Source organism: Cellulosimicrobium funkei (assembly GCF_004519295.1).
GTDB classification, from domain to species: Bacteria; Actinomycetota; Actinomycetes; order Actinomycetales; family Cellulomonadaceae; genus Cellulosimicrobium; species Cellulosimicrobium funkei.
On record NZ_SOZH01000009.1, the window covers coordinates 88,285 to 106,885 of the forward strand.

An 18,601-nucleotide genomic window follows, 5' to 3' on the forward strand; every position below is an offset into this window, starting at 1 on the left:
GATGTCCGCCGTGGCAGCCGCAGAGGAGCGCGTCCGAGGAGTCTCCGCACGCGCGGCGCGGGACGCCGTGCTCACGGGCGCGGTCGAGCTCGCGCGCGCCGCGGCGCAGGAGGTGGCCGAGAGCCCGGAGGACGTGGGCGAGCACCTCGGGACGGTCGCCGAGGCGGACCGGCTCATCTCCCACCGGTTCGCGTGCACGATGCGCGGCTACCGCGGCTGGCACTGGACCGTGACGCTCGCGCGCGTGCCGCGCGGCCGGACGGCCACGGTGTGCGAGGTCGAGCTCCTGCCCGGTGACGGTGCGCTGCTCGCGCCGTCGTGGCTCCCGTGGTCCGAGCGCCTGCGCCCGGGCGACGTCGGCCCGGGCGACGTGCTGCCCTTCCGCGCCGACGACCCGCGCCTCGAGCCCGGCTACGTGCCCACGGGCGACGAGGAGCAGGACGCCGTCGCGATCGAGGAGCTCGCGCTCGCGCGTGCCCGCGTGCTGTCGCCGCAGGGCCGCGACGAGGCCGCGGAGCGCTGGTACCGCGGGTCGCGCGGCCCGACGACGCGCGGCGCCGTCGCCGCCGCGGCCGACTGCGGGTCGTGCGGCTTCCTCGTGCCGCTCCAGGGCAGCCTCGGCCAGGTCTTCGGCGTGTGCGCGAACGAGTGGTCGCCCGACGACGGCAAGGTCGTGAGCCTCGACCACGGCTGCGGCGCGCACTCGGAGACGGACGTCGAGCCGCAGCGCAGCGAGTGGCCGGACCCGGACCCGCTCGTCGACGAGCTGCACGTCGAGATCGTCACGCTCCTCGAGTCCGCGGTCGCCCGGAAGGAGGCGGCCCGGGACGGGGCCGCGCCGACGGACACTGCCGCGGACGAGACGGTTCCGGCGGCGCAGGACGAGCCGACGCCGGTGGCCGACGCCCCGACGCCCGTCGACACCGCGCCGGAGGACTCCGCGGCCGTGGCCGTCGAGCCGGACGCCGCGCCGGACGAGGCGGAGACCGCCCCGGTCCCCGACGCCGTGCCGGACGACGCGGAGACCGCCCCTGACCTCGACGCTACGCCGGACGAGACCGCGCCGGGCGCCGCCGTCGACGCCGCGCCGGACGAGCCGCGGGAGTGACGCAGGACGTCTTCGGGACGGCCGCGCTGCGTCGTGCGGTCCTGGAGGCGTGGCGGTCCTCGCCGACGCGCCTGCGCGAGGACGCGAACACGGAGGAGGACCACGCCCACGGGTCGTACCGGGGGCGGGTCGTCGTCGAGCTCGCGCAGAACGCCGCCGACGCCGCCGTCCGCGCAGGTGTCCCCGGCCGCCTCCGGCTGAGCCTGCACGCGCCGTCCGACCCCGACGGGCGCTGGGTGCTGCGCGCGGCCAACACGGGCGAGCCCCTCGACGCGGCGGGTGTCGCGTCGCTCGTCGCGATGCGGGCCTCGGCCACGGGTCGGGGCGCGGGCGCAGCCGATGGCCCGCGCACGGTGGGGCGCTTCGGGGTCGGCTTCGCGGCAGTCCGCTCGGTCGCGGACCGCGTGCGCGTCGGCGCGGGAGACCACGCCGTCGAGCTCTCGCTCGACCGCACGCGCGTCGCGCTCGACGACGTCGTGGCGGACCGCCCGGACCTCGCCGCCGAGGTCGCGGGGCGCGGCGACCGGCTCCCGGTGCTGCGCCTCCCGTTCCCGGCGCATGTCGAGGTGCCGGCGGGGTACGACACGGTGGTCGAGGTCGAGCTGCGCGACGACGCGGCGCTCGACGCCGTGCGGGCCGAGCTCGCGGACCTCGGCGACCCGCTGCTGCTCGCCCTGCCCGCGCTCGCGGAGGTCGTCGTGGCGGGCGACGGCGTCGCGGAGCGCCGCGTCGCGGACGTCGACGAGCGCTGGACGGTGCTGCGGCGCGAGGGGACGCTCGACCCCGCGCTCCTCGCGGACCGTCCCGTCGAGGAGCGCGGCGCGGACCGCTGGTCGGTGACCTGGGCCCTGCCCCACGACGCAGCGGCGCCGACCGTGCTGCACGCCCCCACCCCGACGGACGAGCGGCTCACGTTCCCGGCCCTGCTCCTCGCGACGTTCCCGCTCGACCCCGCGCGCCGGCACGTCCCGCGCGGTGCCGTGACGGATCACGTCGCGCACGAGGCGGGTCGCGCGTTCGCGGCGCTCCTCGGGTCGCTCGCGGCCGACCGCGGTGCCGACGTGCTCGCGCTCGTCCCGACCGGGCTGCCGGCGAGCGCGGTCGACGCGGGGGTCCGCACTGCGGCGACGGCGGCCCTGGCCCGCACGCCGCTCCTCCCGCTCGACGTGCCCCCCGACCAGCCCGGCCTCTCGCTCGACGAGACCTGGGAAGGCCCGTCGATCCTCGCGGACCGTGACGAGCACGGTGCGCCGCAGCGGGCCGAGCGGCGGCTCCTCGTCCCCGCCGAGGCGCGCGTCCTCGCCGGGGACGTGGGCGACGCGCGCGTGCGCGTCGAGCTCGGGGCGGCGCACCTCGTGGACGTGCCGGGCCCGCTGCGCGCGGTCGCGCGGTCGCTCGGGGCGCAGGTCGTGGACCTGGCCGACGTCGTGGACGACCTCCCGCTCGTCGCCGACCCCGAGCGCTGGCGGGCGCTGTACGACGCGCTCGCGCCGCACGCGGGGGACCGGTCGGTGCTCGAGGCGCTGGGCGCGCTCCCGGTCCCGCTCCTCGATGGGCAGGTCGTGCGCGGGGCGCGCGGCCTCCTGCTCCTCGACGACGGCACGGACGACGGCATGGACGGCGGGACGCTCGACGCGCGGGACGCCGCCGACCTCGGTCTCCGCGTCGTCGACCCGCGGGCTGCGCACCCGCTGCTCGAGCGGCTGGGCGCGCGCGCGACGGACCTGCGCGCCGTGCTCGCCGACGGCGCGGTGCGCGAGCGCGTGCTCGCCGCCGCCGACGCCGCCGACGCGGGCGACGACCCCGCGGCGGAGGTCGAGCGGCTGCTCGCGCTGGTCGCCGCCGCGCTCCGCGACGTCCGGGACCCGGCCGGCGACGTGCTGCCGTTCTGGTGGGGCGAGCTCCCGGTCCCGACGACGGACGGCGGCTGGTCGCCCGTGCGCGGCTGCGCCCTGCCGGGCACCTGGGCGGCGGACGTGCTCGACGGGCTCGACGTCGTCGACCCGGGGGTCGTCGCGCGCTGGGGCGAGCCGGCGCTGCGCGCGGTGGGCGCGGCGGCGGGGCCGACCGCGCTGCGGGTGCGCGACGTCCTCACGCCCGCGTCGGACGACGACGAGCCCGACCTGGACCCGCACGCGCCGGAGGGCTGGCTCTCCGACTGGGCCGGGTACCTCGAGCACCTCGCGGCGACGCTCGGCCCCGAGGCGTACGTGGGGGACGTGCTCGCCGTCGCGGACCTGGACGCGGTGGCCGACGGCGCGTGGCCCGACGTGCTCGCCCGGCTCGCGGGCGACCCCGCGGCGCGGGAGGCGCTGCTGACGCCCGTGCGCGCGGAGGGCAGGCGCGCGGCGTCGGCCCGGTCGTACACGGCGTGGTGGCTGCGCGAGGAGCTCGGCGGCCCCTTCGCGCTCGACGGCGGCCCCGCCTCTGCGTTCCTGCGTCCGGCACCGCCGGAGGTGGCGGGGCTCGACGACGCCTCGCTCGCCGCCGTCGGGGGCGTGCACGACCTCGCCGAGCTCGACCCGGAGGAGTGGGCCGACCTGCTGGACGGGTTGCCGCGCGTCGGGTCACCGGTCGACGCCGCGGCCGCGCTGGCACTGTGGCGCGCCCTGGAGACGCTGGCGGAGAGCGGCGTGCGGCTCGACCCGGCCCCCGCGCGGGTACCCGCGCTGCACGGCGGGACGGTCGTCGTCGCGGCGGCCGACGACGTCGCGGTGGCCGCGGACCCGATGTGGGTCCCGCTGCGCCCGCTCGTGCCCGCCGGACGGGACCTGGTCGACGACCTCGCGGACCTGCTCGACGTCGCGACGGTCGCCGGTACCGCTCCGGCGCCGGACGCCGCCGGGCGTCGCGAGGACGTCCCGGCCGAGGTAGTGGCCGTCGTCGGTGCGCCCCTGCCACGCACCTGGGAACGGCACGACGACCTCCGCGTCGGCGGGGTCGCGGTCCCGTGGTGGGTCGAGGGTCGTGGGGGAGCGGACGTCGTCGTGCACGCGACCGGTCCGGCGGGGCTCGCGGCGGCGCTCGCCGCCGTCGCGGGGCGCTACCGCGCGCGGCACCTGCTCGAGGAGGTGCTCCGCGACCCGCGCGGGGCGCAGGGCGCGGTGGCGCGGACGGCCTGGGACGACCCTCAGTCGTCGGCGGACGCGCGGTAGCGCGTCCGGTTCCGCCGCTCCCAGCCGAGCCCGAGCGCGCCGAGCGCGAGCCCGACGGCGCACGTCGCGACCGCGCGGGGCGCGAGCGTCCCGGTGGCGAGCAGGACGGCGCACACGACGAGCGCGACCGTCCAGAGCGCCATGCCGGCGAGGATGACGACGCGCAGGTCGACCCGCCAGGGCGCCGGGTCGGGGCGCCGGCGTTCGGGGTGGAGGAGCAGGGTCACGACCGAGGGCACCCGAGCATCGTAGCGACGCGCCGGTTTTTTCACCCCCACGGCGCGTCACTGGCGTGACCTGCGTCTCTTCTCCTCTGGTGTGAGCACACGTCCGGAGCACCCGCAACCGCGCGCTACGATGCAAGCGGCCCACCACGCTCTCCCGCTCGTGGTCGCCCGTCCAGCTCGAACCGCCCCGGTCTGTGGGTGGGAACTCCCTCACGCCTTCTCCGTACGCTGCGTCGCGTGCTGCGGAACGCCAGACCTGGACACCTGTCCAGTGAATTCCTCCGCGATATGCCGTCGACGTGAGAACCGCAGGATCCTGCGGCCGGGGACCTTCCGGACAGCAGTCGTCCGGAACGCCTTCTCACCCGGGTGAAAGCCCTCGTCAACCCTCGTTATCGCACTTTCTCGAACCTAGGATGAGTCGCCATGCAGGGTGTGGAGCCGACCGGAGGTGGACGCATGTCCCACAGCGTCACCGACGACACGAGACGAGGTCTGCGCACCTTTCTCACCGCGTCGCCCGCGGCACGCATCCGCGCCGCTCGGGCCGCGTTCGCCGCGCAGGGCTGGGAGGTCGCCTACCGCCGTCGGCTGCTCGTCACCGACACGGTGGTGATCGTCGTGGCCGTGCTGGTCGCCTACTTCCTGCGCTGGGACGCCGTGATCGACGAGCCCGTGAGCCGGGCCCGCGTCCCCTACGTGGTGCTGTCCGTGCTCGTGGGCGTCGCCTGGTCCGTGTCCCTCGTGGCCAGCCGGACGCGCGACCCCCGCGTCATGGGCAGCGGGCCCACCGAGTACCACCGCGTGTTCGACGCGTCGTGGCGCCTCTTCGCGGTGCTCGCCGTCCTCGCCTTCCTGCTCCGCTTCCCGGAGACCCGGGGCTACCTCGCGTTCGCGTTCCCCCTCGGGCTCGGCGGCCTGCTCGTTGGCCGATACGCGTGGCGCCAGTGGCTCCACCGTCAGCGCGCCCACGGCGGCATGCGGTCGGCGGTGCTCGCGATCGGGCACCGTGACCAGGCCGAGCGTCTCATCCGTGACCTCAACTCCCGCGACGAGTCGGGCTACCGCGTCGTCGGCGTGTGCGTCCCGTCGGGCGGGTTCGGGGCGGGCGAGGAGATCCACGGCGTCCCGGTGCTCGGCGAGCTCCGGCACGCGGGCGAGGTCGCGACCCGGGTGGGCGCGGACGTCGTCGCGGTCTCCGGCTCGGACGCCATCACGGCCGAGGTCGTGCGCCGCCTGGGCTGGGAGCTCGAGCCGTTCGGCGTCGACCTCATGCTCACGGCGGAGCTCGCGGACGTCGCCGGCCCCCGCATCACCATCACGCCTGCCGAGAGCGTCGCGCTCCTGCACGTGGACGCGCCCCGCTTCACGGGGCCCAAGTTCGCCGTGAAGTCGGTCGTGGACTGGACGGGCGCGGCCCTCATCACGCTCGTCGCGCTGCCCGTGCTCGTCGCGGTCGCGCTCGCGGTCCGGCTCACGAGCTGCGGTCCCGTCCTCTATCGCCAGGAGCGCGTCGGGCGCAACGGTCGCACGTTCTCGATGTTCAAGTTCCGCTCGATGCGCGTGGGCGCCGACCGCGAGGTCGAGCAGCTCGAGGAGCAGAACGACGGCTCCGGCCTCCTGTTCAAGATGCGCGACGACCCGCGCGTGACGCCCGTCGGCCGGGTGCTGCGCCGCTACTCGCTCGACGAGCTGCCGCAGCTCTTCAACGTCCTGCGCGGCGACATGAGCCTCGTCGGCCCGCGGCCCCCGCTGCCGCGCGAGGTGCAGAAGTACGAGAAGAAGGTCCGCCGTCGGCTCCTGGTCAAGCCCGGTCTCACGGGCCTGTGGCAGGTCGGCGGCCGGTCGGACCTGTCGTGGGAGGAGAGCGTCCGTCTCGACGTGTACTACGTGGAGAACTGGACGATGTTCGGCGACTTCCTCATCCTCGCGCGCACGGCGCGCGCGGTGTTCTCCGGCTCCGGGGCCTACTGAGGCCCGCCGCGGTGTCGGGGCGGGCAGGAGGAGGTGCGTCGTGCGGGTCTCGGTCTCGGGAGGCGGTCGCCGCGGCGTCCTGCACGCGGCCTGCCTCGCCGCCGCCGGGCACGAGGTCGTGCTTCTCGACCCGGACCCGCGCGCGCTCGCCGCGCTCCGCTCCGCGTCGAGGACCGCTGAGCCGCGGCTGCCCCGGCTCCTCGCGCTCGGCCTCGTGAGCGGGCGCCTGCGCCCGACGACCGACCGCACGGCCGTCGCCGGTGCGCGCGTGCACCTGCTCTGCGTCGGCGCCGGGGCCACGCCCGACGTCGGCGGTGCGGCGCGCGTCGCGGCGCTGCGAGACGCGCTCGACGGCCTCGCCCCGCACCTCGGCCCCGGCGACCTCGTCGTCGGGCGCGCCCGCGTCCCCGCGGGCACCGCCGCGCTGCTCGCCGCGTGCCTCGCCGCGGACGGCGTCCCGGCCACGGTCGCCTGGGTGCCCGACGAGCACCGGCCGGGCCACGCCGTCGTCGACCTCCTGCACCCCGCCCGGGTCGTGCACGGCGTCCCCGCGGGCCCCGCCGGGGAGCGGGCGAACGCGATCCTCGACGTCCTCCACGCGGTCCAGCTCGCCTCGGGCGCGCCGCGCAGCGTCACCGACCTCGCGACGGCCGAGTCCCTCGGGCACGGTCACGGGGCGCCCCGTGCGCACGACGTCGCCGCGACGTCCGGGCGGACCGACGTGGCGTCGAGCACACCCCGGACGGCGCTCGACGCCGTCGGCGCGGCCTGACGTGCACGGACGACCCGGGCGGGCGATGCCCGACCGTGTCCGGCGCGTTACCGCGCGGTCACACGGTTCTGGCAGCATTCTCCCCATGTCCACCCCCACCTCCGTCCGTGAGGACGAGCACGCCCCCGCGCCTGCGCGCGGCGCGATCGACCGCTTCTTCAAGATCACCGAGCGTGGCTCGACGATCGGCACCGAGATCCGCGGCGGTCTCGTGACGTTCTTCGCGATGGCCTACATCATCGTGCTGAACCCGCTGATCATCGGGACCGTCCAGGACGGCACGGGCCAGTTCCTCGGCGGGGGCGCCGAGCCGGACTTCGGCAAGATCGCCGCGGCCACCGCGCTCGTCGCGGGCGTCATGACGCTCGCCATGGGCGTCTTCGCGAACTTCCCGCTCGGTCTCGCGGCCGGGCTCGGTCTCAACGCCGTCGTCGCGTACTCGATCGCGTCGCTGCCCGGGGTCACGTGGGCGGACGCGATGGGCCTCGTCGTCATCGAGGGCCTCATCATCCTCGTGCTCGTGCTCACCGGGTTCCGCGAGGCCGTCTTCCGGGCCGTGCCGCTCGAGCTGAAGACCGCCATCAGCGTCGGCATCGGCCTGTTCATCGCGCTCATCGGCCTCGTCAACGCGGGCTTCGTCACCGCGGGCAGCGGCACGCTCCTCGCGCTCGGGAACCTCGGCACGTGGCCGATCCTCGTGTTCGTCGTGGGCCTCGTGCTGACGATCGTGCTGTGGGTGCGCAAGGTCAAGGGCGCGCTGCTCGTCGCGATCCTCACGGCGACGGTGCTCGCCGTCGTGCTGGAGAACACGCTCCACATCGGAGCGAAGGCCCCCGACGGCTCGAACCCGGACGGCTTCAACCTCAACGCGCCCACGTTCGACGGCGTCGTGCAGGTCCCGGACTTCGGCCTCCTCGGCCAGTTCTCCCTCCTGGGCTCGTTCCAGAACATCGCGACCGTCACCGTGATCCTGCTGGTGTTCTCGCTCCTGCTCGCCGACTTCTTCGACTCGATGGGCACGATGGTCGCCGTCGGCGCCGAGGCGCGCCTCAACGACGCCGAGGGCGTCCCGCCGCGCTCGCGCGCGATCCTCGTCGTCGACTCGATCGCCGCGGCGGCCGGTGGTGCCGGGTCCGTGTCGTCGAACACGAGCTTCGTCGAGTCGACGACGGGCGCCGGCGAGGGCGCCCGCACGGGCCTCGCGTCGGTCGTCACGGGTGTCGCGTTCCTGCTCGCGACGTTCCTGTCGCCGCTCGTCGCCCTCGTCCCGTACGAGGCCGCGGCGCCCGCGCTCGTCTTCGTCGGGTTCCTCATGATGACGCAGATCGCGGGCATCTCCTGGAAGAACGTCGAGATCGGCATCCCCGCCTTCCTCACGATCATCGTCATGCCGTTCACCTACTCGATCGCGGACGGCATCGGGGCGGGCTTCCTCGCCTTCGTGCTCATCAAGCTCGCGCTCGGCAAGGTCCGGGCGATCCACCCGCTGATGTGGGTCGCGGCGGCGATGTTCGTCGTGTACTTCCTCCTCGGCCCCATCCGGGACGCCCTGGGCCTCTAGGCTCGGCCCATGACGAGCGCGGCGGACGAGCGGTCGGGGGAGGCGTCGGTGGACGACGCCCTCCCCGGCGCTCGTCCGTCGTCGTTCTACCGGCTGGAGAACACCGTCCAGCGGTACGACTGGGGCTCGACGTCGGCGATCCAGGACCTCCTGGGGGTGGTACCGGACGGTCGTCCGGCGGCCGAGCTGTGGATGGGGGCGCACCCGCTCGCGCCGTCGCGCGTCGTGCCCGACGGCGGCGCCCGCCCGGGCGGGACGTCGCACCCGGGCGCGGAGACGGCGTCGGGCACGACGCTCGCGGACCTGGTGCGCGCGGACCCGGTGGGGGTGCTGGGCCAGCGCGTCCTCGACCAGTACGGGCCCCGGCTGCCGTACCTCCTCAAGGTGCTCGCCGCCGATCGCGCGCTCTCGCTGCAGGTGCACCCGCGCCCGCACCTCGCGCGCGCCGGGTTCAACCGCGAGAACCGGGAGGGCGTCGCGCGCGACTCGCCGCTGCGCAGCTTCCACGACGACCAGCACAAGCCCGAGATGGTCGTGGCGGTCTCCCGCTTCGAGGGCCTCTCCGGGTTCCGCCGGCCCGCGCGCATCCTCGAGCTGCTCGACGGGCTCGACGGCGCGCTCGCCGGACGGATGCGCGACACCCTGCGCGCCCGCCCCACCGAGGCGGGCGTCCGCGAGGCGTTCACCCTCGCGCTCCACGCCCGCGCGGAGCCCGACGTCGCGGCCGACCTCGCGCTGACCGTCGCGTCCGTGCGGGCCCGGGCCGGGCGCGAGCCGGCGGCGCCCGCGCCGGGGGGCCGGCGCACGTCGCGCCGTGCCGACGCGACCGTCCTCGCGCTCGCGGAGCAGCACCCGGGCGACCCGGGCGCCGTCGTGTCCCTCATGCTCAACCGCGTCACCCTGGAGCCCGGGGAGTCGATGTTCGTCCCGTCGGGGCACGTGCACGCGTACCTGTCCGGGTGCGCCGTCGAGATCATGGCGAGCTCCGACAACGTGCTGCGGGCCGGGCTGACGAGCAAGCTCGTCGACGTCAACGCCCTGCTCGAGTGCGCCACGTGCACGCCCGGTCCGGCCGCGCGACCGCGGCTGGTCGACGACGGCACCGGCCTCGTCGCCTACCGCGCGCCCGTCGCGGAGTTCGCGCTCCGGGCCGGCCGGGTCGCGGGCGCGGTGCCTCTGCCCGCCGCCGGTCCGCGCGTCGTGCTGTGCCTCGACGGCGCGGTGACGCTCGCGGCCGACCGCGCGGACGCCGGGGCCGGGACGCGGCTCGTCCGGGGGGAGTCCGTGTTCGTCCCGCACGGCACGGGGGCCGTCGTCGTGGACGGCGAGGGTGACGTCGTCGTCGCCTACGTGCCCTGACCCGACCGCCGAGCAGACCGCCCTCGCGTCCTCGCCGCAGGGCCGACCGGCACCTGCCGAGGCGCTGCGCGCGCCCATGTGTGGTGTCTCTCCGGCGCGCCTCGGGAGTGACCTCCACCTCTTTTCTTACCTAGGGTAATGAGTTAGGGTAACTATCATGCCTGCTGCGGACCTCACTGCTCCTACCCGGAACCAGTACCGGCCCGCGACGCTCGGCGGCGACCTGCGGGTCGCGCTCACCCGGATCTCCCGGCGGCTGCGTGCCCAGCGCGGCGAGGCGGACCTCCCCGAGGGGCGGTTCGGCGTCCTCACCGTCCTGCACAAGCACGGCGCCATGTCGCCCAGCGAGCTCGCGGAGCACGAGCGCGTCCGGCCGCCGTCGATGACCCGCGCCGTCAACGCCCTCGTCGAGATGGGTCTCGTCGAGAAGGGGGAGCACGCGAGCGACCGCCGGCAGGTCGTCGTGCGCCTCACGGACGCCGGCGTGCGCGAGGTCAAGGAGACGCGGCGCCGCCGGGACGCGTGGCTCACGCAGCAGCTGTCCTCCCTCACTCCTGACGAAAGAGAGACCTTGGCCCGCGCCAGTGAGCTGTTGACCCGGATCGCCGCCCGATGAGCACCACGTTCTCCTCCCTCCAGTACTACAACTACCGCGTCTGGTTCGGCGCCGCGCTCGTCGCGAACGTCGGCACCTGGATGCAGCGCGTCGCGCAGGACTGGCTCGTCCTCAGCGACCTCACTGACAACTCCGGCGTCGCCGTCGGCGTCGTCACCGCGCTGCAGTTCGCACCCGTGCTCGCCCTGTCCGCGTGGGCGGGCCTGCTCGCCGACCGGCTGCCACGCCGTCGGCTCCTCATGGCCACCCAGGGCGCGATGGGACTGCTCGCGCTCGGTCTCGGCGCGCTCGTGCTGTCCGGGAACGTCGAGCTGTGGCACGTCTACGTGTTCGCCGGCCTGCTCGGCGTCGTCTCGGCGTTCGACAACCCCGTGCGCCAGACGTTCGTCGCCGAGATGGTGCCCGCCGACAAGCTCTCCAACGCCGTCGGGCTCAACAGCGCGTCGTTCAACGCGGCGCGCCTCGTGGGCCCGGGCGTCGCCGGGCTGCTCATCGCCGCCGTCGGTTCCGGCTGGCTGTTCATCATCAACGGCGTGACCTTCGGGGCGACCATCCTCGCGCTGCTGTACATGCGCACGCGCGAGCTCCACGTGCTGCCCAGCGCGCCGCGCGAGAAGGGTCAGATCCGCGAGGGCATCCGGTACGTGCGCGGACGGACGGACATCATCGTCATCATGGTCGTCGTCGGCGTCGTGTCGACGTTCGGGCTCAACTTCCAGCTCACGTCCGCGATGATGGCGAAGGTCGAGTTCGGCATGGGGCCGGGGGAGTACGGGATCCTCGGGTCCATCCTCGCGATCGGGTCGCTCACCGGGGCCCTGCTCGCCGCGCGCCGGGAGCGCCCGCGCGTCCGGCTCGTCATCGGGTCCGCATTCGGGTTCGCCGTCGCCACGGGGGTCATGGCGCTCATGCCCACGTACGCGAGCTTCGCCGTCGCGTGCATCCCCGTGGGGCTCGCGTCGCTCACCATGATGACCGCAGCCAACTCGACCATCCAGATGTCCGTGGACCCCGTCATGCGCGGGCGCGTCATGTCGCTCTACATGATCGTGTTCCTCGGTGCGACGCCCGTCGGCTCCCCGCTCGTCGGCTGGATCGCCGAGGCGTGGGGCCCGCGCTGGGCGATCGGCGTCGGGTCGATCACCGCCGCGCTCGTCGCGGTGGGCGCCGCCGTCTGGGCCGTGCGCAACTGGCACCTCGAGGTCCGGTACCGCGTCCTGCAGCGCCCGCACCTCGTGGTGCGCTACCTCGACGCCGGGACCCCGACCGACCGTTCCGCCCGCGCCGAGGCGCGGCGCCGGATCGAGGCCGAGGACGCGCAGGAGGCCGCCCGGGCGGCCTGACAGCGCCCCTCCCGCCGAGCCACGAGGCCGGTGCCGTCCCGGTCTCCCGGGCGGCACCGGCCTCGTGCTGGGCGCGGCCGTCGGTCGCGCGCTCGTCAGCCGAGGTGGTCGACGACGTGGTCCACGCACGCGGTGAGGGCGCGGACGTCGTCGGGCTCGATCGCCGGGAACATGGCGACGCGCAGCTGGTTGCGGCCGAGCTTGCGGTACGGGAAGACGTCGAGCACGCCGTTCTCGCGCAGCGCGGCGACGACGGTCGTCGCGTCGATCGCGTCGTCCAGGTCGATCGTGCCGACGACCGTCGACCGCTCCCCCGGGTTCGCGACGAAGGGCGTCGCCCACTCGCGCGAGTCCGCCCACCCGTAGAGGTGCGCGGCCGACTCGGCGGAACGGGCGGCGGCCCACTCCAAGCCCCCGTTGCCCAGGAGCCACTCCACCTGCTCGGCGAGCATGACGAGCGTCGCGATCGCGGGCGTGTTGAGCGTCTGGTCCTGGCGCGAGTTCGCCGCGGCCGTGCGCAGCGACAGCGACTCCGGGACCCAGCGGGTGCCGCTGCTCTCGACCTCCTCCGCGCGCGCGAGCGCGTCGGGCGAGCACAGCGCGAGCCACAGGCCGCCGTCCGACCCGAAGACCTTCTGCGGCGCGAAGTAGTAGACGTCGGTCTCCGCGACGTCCACGGGGATCGCGCCCGCGCCGGACGTGGCGTCCACGAGCGTGAGCGCGCCGCGCTCGCGCGAGCCGGGGACGCGGCGCACGGGCGCCATCGCGCCGGTCGAGGTCTCGTTGTGCGGCCACGCGTGCACGTCGACGTCGTCGGCGGGCTCCGGGAGCGCGACGGTCCCGGCGGGGGCCGAGATCACCTGGGACGGCGCGAGGAACGGCGCTGCGGTCGTCGCGGCGGCGAACTTCGCGCCGAACTCGCCGAACGCCGCGTGCTGCGCCTTCGAGCGGACGAGGCACGCCGTCGCGACGTCCCAGAACGTCGTGGAGCCGCCGTTGCCCAGCACGACCTCGTAGCCGTCGGGCAGCGCGAACAGCGCGGCGAGGCCCTCGCGCGTGCGGCGCACGAGCGACCGGACGGGCGCCTGCCGGTGGGACGTCCCCAGCAGCGAGGTGCCGGCGTCGGACAGCGCCCGGACCTGCGCGGCGCGGACCTTGGACGGCCCGGACCCGAAGCGGCCGTCGGCCGGCAGGAGGTCCGAGGGGATCGTGATCGAGGTGTTCGCGAGATCGGGCACGGCGTCACCCTACGCGCGCGCGGCGCGCCCCGGGAGCCTCGTCCACAGGCCGTGCGTCACCGCACGGTCCGCGCCGGGGCCCGCGGGGAGGCGCGGGCCACCAGGCACCACGGGTGCCTCTGGACGACACCGCGGTCGGGTCACGGGCTCGCCATAGACTGACCCCCAGCGGCCCGCCGGTGCGGGCAGGCGCCCCGTGGAGCGACGACCGGGCGCCCCGAGCCGACGAGCGACTGGGAGCGTGACGTGACCGATCTGATCGATACCACCGAGATGTATCTGAAGACGATCTACGAGCTCGTGGAGGAGGGCATCGTCCCGCTGCGCGCGCGCATCGCGGAGCGCCTCGGCCACTCGGGGCCCACGGTGTCGCAGACGGTCGCGCGCATGGAGCGCGACGGGCTCGTCGTCGTCACGGGGGACCGCCACCTCGAGCTCACGCCCGCGGGTCACGAGAAGGCGACGCGCGTCATGCGCAAGCACCGGCTCGCCGAGCGGCTCCTCACGGACGTCATCAAGCTCGACTGGGAGTACGTGCACACCGAGGCGTGCCGCTGGGAGCACGTGATGAGCGAGCTCGTCGAGGAGCGGCTCCTCGGGCTGCTCGACCACCCGCACTTCGACCCGTACGGCAACCCCATCCCGGGCCTGCCGGAGCTCGGGGAGCAGCTCGAGGAGGTCGACTTCCTCGACGGCGTCGTGTCGCTCCCCGTCCACCTCGCCCAGCACGGCCTCGGCGGCGGCGAGGTGCGCGTCGTGCTCCAGCGGATCGCCGAGCCGGTCCAGGTCGACGTCGAGCTCCTCGCGCGGTTCGCCCAGGCCGGGGTGCTGCCGCGCCGCACGCTCGTCGTGCGACCGGCACCGGCCGGCGGGGTCACCGTGCAGGGAGAGGGTGCGCCGGTCGTCCTCGACCTGCCCGACGACGTCGCGCGCCACCTCTTCGTCGCCCGCGGATAGCCGCCCGTTCACCGGGGGAAACGCCGTGACCTGCGGCGATGCGCGGGGCCGCGTTCCGTCGTGATGGGAACGTGACTTTTGCCGAGGGGTCCTGTACGGTCGTCCTGCTCCGTCGGGATACCCATCTGGCGGAGACCTCGCGCGGAACGCCTAACCCTGTCACCGCGAGAGGCCCACGACGACCCGATGACAGGGACGGGGGACCCACTTCCGGGTGCTGGAGACAGCGCCCTTGGGGTGAAGCCCGACGGACTCCGGTCCGCCAGGCCGGGTGACTCTTCCACCCGAACCCGACAGCTGACCTCGCAGGCGTCCAGGAGAGGCAACAGTGACCGTGAGCACGACTCGCGCCCGCCACCGCGCGGCGCGGCGTCCCGTGACGCCACTCAGCACCATCGCCCAGGCCGCATCGGACCAGATGTCGAGCGTCGGTCGTCGTACCGCCGTCGTCGCCGCGTCCTCCGGCCTCATCGTCTCGATGATCGGCGCCGCCGCCCCCGCGACGGCCGCCCCGGTCGACAACGAGTCCGGCAAGCTCAACGCCGTCGACCTCAGCGCCCTCACCGCGCAGGCCCGCCAGGCCCTCGAGGCCGCCCCGGCCGTGACCGTCGCGGCCGACGCGGCGTTCACCATCGAGGAGGCCCCGGTCACCGTGACCCCGGCCCCCGAGCCGGAGCCGGAGCCGGAGCCCGAGCCCGTCCGCACCACGCAGACGAGCCGCACGCAGGAGCGCCAGTCCACGCAGTCGTCGTCGTCCGACGAGTCGCAGGCCTCGGCCCAGCAGGAGGCGTCCGTCGGCGCCCCCGCGTCGGCGCACGGCTCGTCGATCGTCTCGATCGCGGCCCGCTACGTGGGCGTCCCGTACGTCTACGGCGGCACCACGCCCGACGGCTTCGACTGCTCGGGCTTCACCAGCTACGTCTACGCGCAGGTCGGCATCAACCTGCCGCGCACGTCGGGCGCCCAGGGTTCGGTCGGCACCAAGGTGTCGCGCGACCAGGCGCAGCCGGGCGACCTCATCTGGACGCCGGGCCACATCGCCATCTACGCGGGCGACAACATGATGATCGACGCCCCGCGTCCCGGGAAGTCGGTCCAGTTCCGCCAGATCTGGCAGTCGAACCCCACCTTCATCCGCGTGGCCTGATCGCTCACCCGATCAGGACCCCCGCGGTCACTGGCTGGACGAACCCCGTCCGCTCGCACTCTGCGCGAGCGGGCGGGGTTCGTGGCATTCTTGACGTGTTCGTGACTCGTGGCAGACGGACGGCCGGGCCTGGTCTCGGCTAGGTTGGTCGTCCGATGGCACCGGGCCGTCGAGAGGAGAGTCGCTCATGACCCGCACGGAATCCGTCCTCGTCGGTGTCGACGGCTCGGCGCCGAGCCTCCACGCCCTGGACTGGGCCGCGGCGTACGCGCTGCGCGTGGGGTGGCCCCTCCACATCGTGTGCACCTACTCGTTGCCGTCGTTCACGGCGGCGTCGCTCGACGGCGGCTACGCGGCCCTCGACGACTCGGCCATCCAGGAGGGCGCGCGCGCCGTCCTGGAAGAGGCTCGCGCCCGCGCCGAGGGCGCCGGCGTCCGCACGACGGCGACCGTCACGACCGGCGACGCCGCGGGGGTCCTCGTCGAGATGTCGCGCGAGCACGCGCTCGTCGTCGTCGGCACGCGGGGGCGCGGCGGCTTCACCGAGCGGCTGCTCGGCACCGTCTCCTCCGCGCTGCCCGCGCACGCGCACTGCCCGACGGTCGTCGTGCCGTATCGCGCGGGCGGGAAGGACGACGAGGGCGGCGCGCAGGAGCTGCCGCCGGTGCGGGACCTGCGCCGGATCGTCGTCGGGGTGGACGGGTCGCCGTCCGCCGAGATCGCGCTGCGGCACGCGATCCGTCAGGCCCGGGCCTGGGACGCCGAGCTCGTCGCGGTCGCCGGCGTCCCCGTCGGCGCCGGTGCGGGACTCCTCGCGTGGCTCCCCGCGTCGATCGACCACGAGCAGGTCCTGGCCGACGTCACCGAGGGGCTGAACGTCATCATCGACCGCCACGAGGCGGAGCACCCCGGGCTCACGATCAAGCGCATCGTGCTCGACGGCACGGGTGCGGAGCTCCTCACGGAGTTCTCCACGGCGTCCGACCTCATCGTCGTGGGCTCGCGCGGGCGGGGCGGGTTCCGCGGCCTGCTGCTGGGCTCCACGAGCCAGGCAGTGCTGCACCACTCCGCGTGCCCCGTCATGGTCGTGACCAAGAAGTGCGAGGACGAGGTGCCGGCGGCCCAGGAGGGCTGAGCCGCCGGCACGCCTGGGCACCACGGCGCCAGGTGCCCAGTGCGCGCGGTCAGCTCCGGTTGCGGTACAGCCGCATGGTGATCGGGGCGAGGATCGCGGTGAGGACGACGGACGCCACGAGGACCCACACGATCCCCTCCGTCGCGGGCTCGCCCGCCATGAGCCCGCGCACCGCGGTGACGAGGTGCGTGACCGGGTTGACGTCGACGAAGCGCTGCAGCACGACGGGCATCGTCGACGGGTCGACGAAGATGTTCGACGCGAACGTGAGCGGCATGAGCACGAGCATCGACGTGCCCATGACGGCGTTGGGGGAGCGCAGCACGAGCCCGAGCGCCGTGAACACCCAGCTGAGCGCGAACGCGAACACCAGCAGCAGCACGATCCCCAGGACCACGCCGACGACGCCGCCCGGCGGGCGGAAGCCCAGCACGAGGCCGAGCGCGAGGGTCACGACCGAGGCGATCGTGTAGCGCACGGTGTCGCCGAGCAGCGCGCCGACGATCGGCGCGGGCCGCCACACGGGCAGCGACCGGAACCGGTCGAACACGCCCTTGCTGATGTCCGTGTTCATCGTGTAGCCCGTGTAGATCGTCGTGAAGAGCACCGCCTGCACGAGGATGCCGGGCAGCAGGAACTGCAGGTAGCTCTGCACGTCGCCGGCCAGCGCGCCGCCGAACAGGTACGTGAACATCAGCGTGAAGATGATCGGCGAGACCGTGACGTCGAACAGCTGCTCGGGCACGTGCTTGATCTTGAGCAGCGCGCGCCACGTGTACGTCAGGGTCGCCGAGACGGGCGACGGCCGGTCCGGTCGCCGGTCGAGCGCGACCGCCGCGCGCAGCGCGTTCGCCTCCGGGGCGCGCAGCTCCGCGGCGGTGGTCGTGGGGTCCGCGGCCATCAGGCCACCTCCTCGATCGTCTCGTCGTCGTCCATGGGCTGGCCGGTGAGCGCGAGGAACACCTCGTCGAGGCTCGGCTGGCCCAGCGTGAACTCGGGCACCACGATCCCCTCGTCGCCGAGGGCGGGCAGGATCCGCGCGACGTCCGCCGCGCCGTCGTCGGGCACGCGCGCGGTGAACGCGTACGGGTCGTTCGCGAGCGTGATGTCCGTGCCGAGCAGCGCGCCCACGACCTCCGCGGCCCGGCCCCGCTGCGTCGCGTCGGCGAGGCGCAGGTGCACCGCGCCCTCGCCCACCGACCGCTTGAGCTCGGTCGCGGTGCCCTCCGCGATGACCTTGCCGTGGTCGATCACGGCGATGCGGTCGGCGAGCTGGTCCGCCTCCTCGAGGTACTGGGTCGTGAGCAGCACGGTCGCGCCGTCGGCGACGAGCACGCGCACGATGTCCCACACCTGGTTGCGGCTCCGAGGGTCGAGCCCGGTGGTCGGCTCGTCGAGGAAGATGACGCGCGGGCTCATGACGAGGCTCGCCGCGAGGTCGATGCGCCGCCGCATGCCGCCCGAGTACGTCTTCACCTGGCGGTCTCCCGCGTCCCCGAGCCCGAACGCGTCGAGCAGCTCGGCCGAGCGACCGCGTGCCGTGCCGCCGAGGAACCCGTACAGCCGCGCGAGCATGACGAGGTTCTCCGTGCCCGTGAGGTCCTCGTCCACGGACGCGTACTGCCCGGTGAGCCCGACGACGGAACGCACCTTGTCGGCGTCGTGCACGACGTCGTGGCCGAGGACCCGCGCCGTGCCCGCGTCGGGGCGCAGGAGCGTCGCGAGCATGCGGACGGCGGTCGTCTTGCCCGCGCCGTTCGGCCCGAGGACGCCGAACACGGTGCCCTCGGGGATGAGGAGGTCGATGCCGTCGACCGCCTTGGTCACCGACTTGCCGGTCGTGAAGTGCTTGACGAGGCCGCGCGCCTCGACGGCGAGGTCGCCGCGTGCAGGTTCGGTCATGTCCCCTCCTGGCCGTTGCCGACGGGCCGCCCGGAGCGTCCGGGCCACCCACGCACCCACCGACCGCCCGGGTCGGCAGAACTCATCGGTCGCGCACCCCTCTCATC

Annotated in this window: 15 protein-coding genes and 1 riboswitch; of the genes, 11 read left to right on the forward strand and 4 right to left on the reverse strand. The window is 74.8% G+C overall.

What is annotated here, in order from left to right:
• Window position 1: 1 nt before the first annotated feature.
• Both E1O70_RS15460 and E1O70_RS15465 read left to right on the forward strand, forming a co-directional pair.
• Complete coding sequence (locus E1O70_RS15460) at window positions 2-1,108, forward strand: DUF3027 domain-containing protein (protein WP_076406196.1); 1,107 nt, start codon at window positions 2-4, stop codon at window positions 1,106-1,108.
• Complete coding sequence (locus tag E1O70_RS15465; protein ID WP_061268049.1) at window positions 1,105-4,263, forward strand: sacsin N-terminal ATP-binding-like domain-containing protein; 3,159 nt, start codon at window positions 1,105-1,107, stop codon at window positions 4,261-4,263. Before E1O70_RS15460 ends, E1O70_RS15465 begins: the two co-directional genes overlap by 4 nt.
• On the opposite strand, the gene E1O70_RS15470 is transcribed toward E1O70_RS15465, so the two are convergent.
• Window positions 4,239-4,502 (reverse strand): DUF2530 domain-containing protein, encoded by a 264-nt coding sequence (locus tag E1O70_RS15470; RefSeq protein WP_051028378.1) that lies wholly within the window; start codon window positions 4,500-4,502, stop codon window positions 4,239-4,241. The two genes, E1O70_RS15465 and E1O70_RS15470, sit on opposite strands and share 25 nt — an antisense overlap.
• A 447-nt stretch (window positions 4,503-4,949) precedes the next feature.
• Here E1O70_RS15470 and E1O70_RS15475 point away from each other — a divergent pair, with 447 nt between their 5' ends.
• The 6 genes from E1O70_RS15475 (at window position 4,950) to E1O70_RS15500 (ending at window position 12,115) form a co-directional block, all read left to right on the forward strand.
• On the forward strand, window positions 4,950-6,464 hold the full coding sequence (locus E1O70_RS15475; protein WP_061268050.1) for a sugar transferase: 1,515 nt from the start codon (window positions 4,950-4,952) through the stop codon (window positions 6,462-6,464).
• Window positions 6,465-6,504: 40 nt separating this feature from the next.
• Window positions 6,505-7,236, forward strand: a complete 732-nt coding sequence (locus tag E1O70_RS15480; protein WP_061268051.1) for a hypothetical protein — start codon at window positions 6,505-6,507, stop codon at window positions 7,234-7,236.
• Between the two features lie 85 nt (window positions 7,237-7,321).
• Entirely contained in the window at window positions 7,322-8,797 is a 1,476-nt protein-coding gene (locus E1O70_RS15485; protein WP_021483129.1) for an NCS2 family permease, read from the forward strand.
• Window positions 8,798-8,806: 9 nt separating this feature from the next.
• Window positions 8,807-10,156 carry a mannose-6-phosphate isomerase, class I gene (gene manA, locus E1O70_RS15490; RefSeq protein WP_082774528.1) on the forward strand — a complete coding sequence of 450 codons (1,350 nt, stop codon included), beginning with the start codon at window positions 8,807-8,809 and terminating at the stop codon, window positions 10,154-10,156.
• A 157-nt stretch (window positions 10,157-10,313) separates the two neighbouring features.
• Window positions 10,314-10,772 (forward strand): MarR family winged helix-turn-helix transcriptional regulator, encoded by a 459-nt coding sequence (locus tag E1O70_RS15495; RefSeq protein ID WP_021483075.1) that lies wholly within the window; start codon window positions 10,314-10,316, stop codon window positions 10,770-10,772.
• Window positions 10,769-12,115 carry an MFS transporter gene (locus tag E1O70_RS15500; protein WP_061268052.1) on the forward strand — a complete coding sequence of 449 codons (1,347 nt, stop codon included), beginning with the start codon at window positions 10,769-10,771 and terminating at the stop codon, window positions 12,113-12,115. The genes E1O70_RS15495 and E1O70_RS15500 overlap by 4 nt, the downstream gene beginning before the upstream one ends.
• Window positions 12,116-12,210: 95 nt before the next feature.
• Here E1O70_RS15500 and serC read toward each other — a convergent pair whose 3' ends face one another.
• Complete coding sequence (gene serC, locus E1O70_RS15505; RefSeq protein WP_061268053.1) at window positions 12,211-13,353, reverse strand: phosphoserine transaminase; 1,143 nt, start codon at window positions 13,351-13,353, stop codon at window positions 12,211-12,213.
• Between the two features lie 246 nt (window positions 13,354-13,599).
• On the opposite strand from serC, the gene E1O70_RS15510 reads away from it, so the two are divergent.
• From E1O70_RS15510 to E1O70_RS15520, 3 genes are all read left to right on the forward strand, one after another.
• Window positions 13,600-14,310 carry an iron-dependent transcriptional repressor DtxR gene (locus E1O70_RS15510; RefSeq protein ID WP_021482469.1) on the forward strand — a complete coding sequence of 237 codons (711 nt, stop codon included), beginning with the start codon at window positions 13,600-13,602 and terminating at the stop codon, window positions 14,308-14,310.
• Between the two features lie 166 nt (window positions 14,311-14,476).
• Window positions 14,477-14,637, forward strand: a riboswitch (cyclic di-AMP (ydaO/yuaA leader).
• Between the two features lie 7 nt (window positions 14,638-14,644).
• Window positions 14,645-15,457, forward strand: a complete 813-nt coding sequence (locus E1O70_RS15515) for a C40 family peptidase (RefSeq protein ID WP_370670915.1) — start codon at window positions 14,645-14,647, stop codon at window positions 15,455-15,457.
• Between the two features lie 187 nt (window positions 15,458-15,644).
• Window positions 15,645-16,592: a universal stress protein gene (locus E1O70_RS15520; protein WP_061268055.1), complete on the forward strand. Its 948-nt coding sequence runs from the start codon at window positions 15,645-15,647 to the stop codon at window positions 16,590-16,592.
• 49 nt (window positions 16,593-16,641) lie between these two features.
• On the opposite strand, the gene E1O70_RS15525 is transcribed toward E1O70_RS15520, so the two are convergent.
• Both E1O70_RS15525 and E1O70_RS15530 read right to left on the reverse strand, forming a co-directional pair.
• Entirely contained in the window at window positions 16,642-17,493 is an 852-nt protein-coding gene (locus E1O70_RS15525; protein ID WP_051028222.1) for an ABC transporter permease, read from the reverse strand.
• Complete coding sequence (locus E1O70_RS15530; RefSeq protein WP_034651234.1) at window positions 17,493-18,494, reverse strand: daunorubicin resistance protein DrrA family ABC transporter ATP-binding protein; 1,002 nt, start codon at window positions 18,492-18,494, stop codon at window positions 17,493-17,495. Before E1O70_RS15530 ends, E1O70_RS15525 begins: the two co-directional genes overlap by 1 nt.
• Window positions 18,495-18,601 lie beyond the last annotated feature (107 nt).

Coding starts and splice junctions, on each gene's coding strand:
- E1O70_RS15475 (WP_061268050.1), top strand. CDS start 4,950: ATGTCCCACAGCGTCACCGACGACACGAGACGAGGTCTGCGCACCTTT.
- E1O70_RS15460 (WP_076406196.1), top strand. CDS start 2: ATGTCCGCCGTGGCAGCCGCAGAGGAGCGCGTCCGAGGAGTCTCCGCA.
- E1O70_RS15500 (WP_061268052.1), top strand. CDS start 10,769: ATGAGCACCACGTTCTCCTCCCTCCAGTACTACAACTACCGCGTCTGG.
- manA (WP_082774528.1), top strand. CDS start 8,807: ATGACGAGCGCGGCGGACGAGCGGTCGGGGGAGGCGTCGGTGGACGAC.
- E1O70_RS15525 (WP_051028222.1), bottom strand. CDS start 17,493: ATGGCCGCGGACCCCACGACCACCGCCGCGGAGCTGCGCGCCCCGGAG.
- E1O70_RS15495 (WP_021483075.1), top strand. CDS start 10,314: ATGCCTGCTGCGGACCTCACTGCTCCTACCCGGAACCAGTACCGGCCC.
- E1O70_RS15485 (WP_021483129.1), top strand. CDS start 7,322: ATGTCCACCCCCACCTCCGTCCGTGAGGACGAGCACGCCCCCGCGCCT.
- E1O70_RS15520 (WP_061268055.1), top strand. CDS start 15,645: ATGACCCGCACGGAATCCGTCCTCGTCGGTGTCGACGGCTCGGCGCCG.
- E1O70_RS15530 (WP_034651234.1), bottom strand. CDS start 18,494: ATGACCGAACCTGCACGCGGCGACCTCGCCGTCGAGGCGCGCGGCCTC.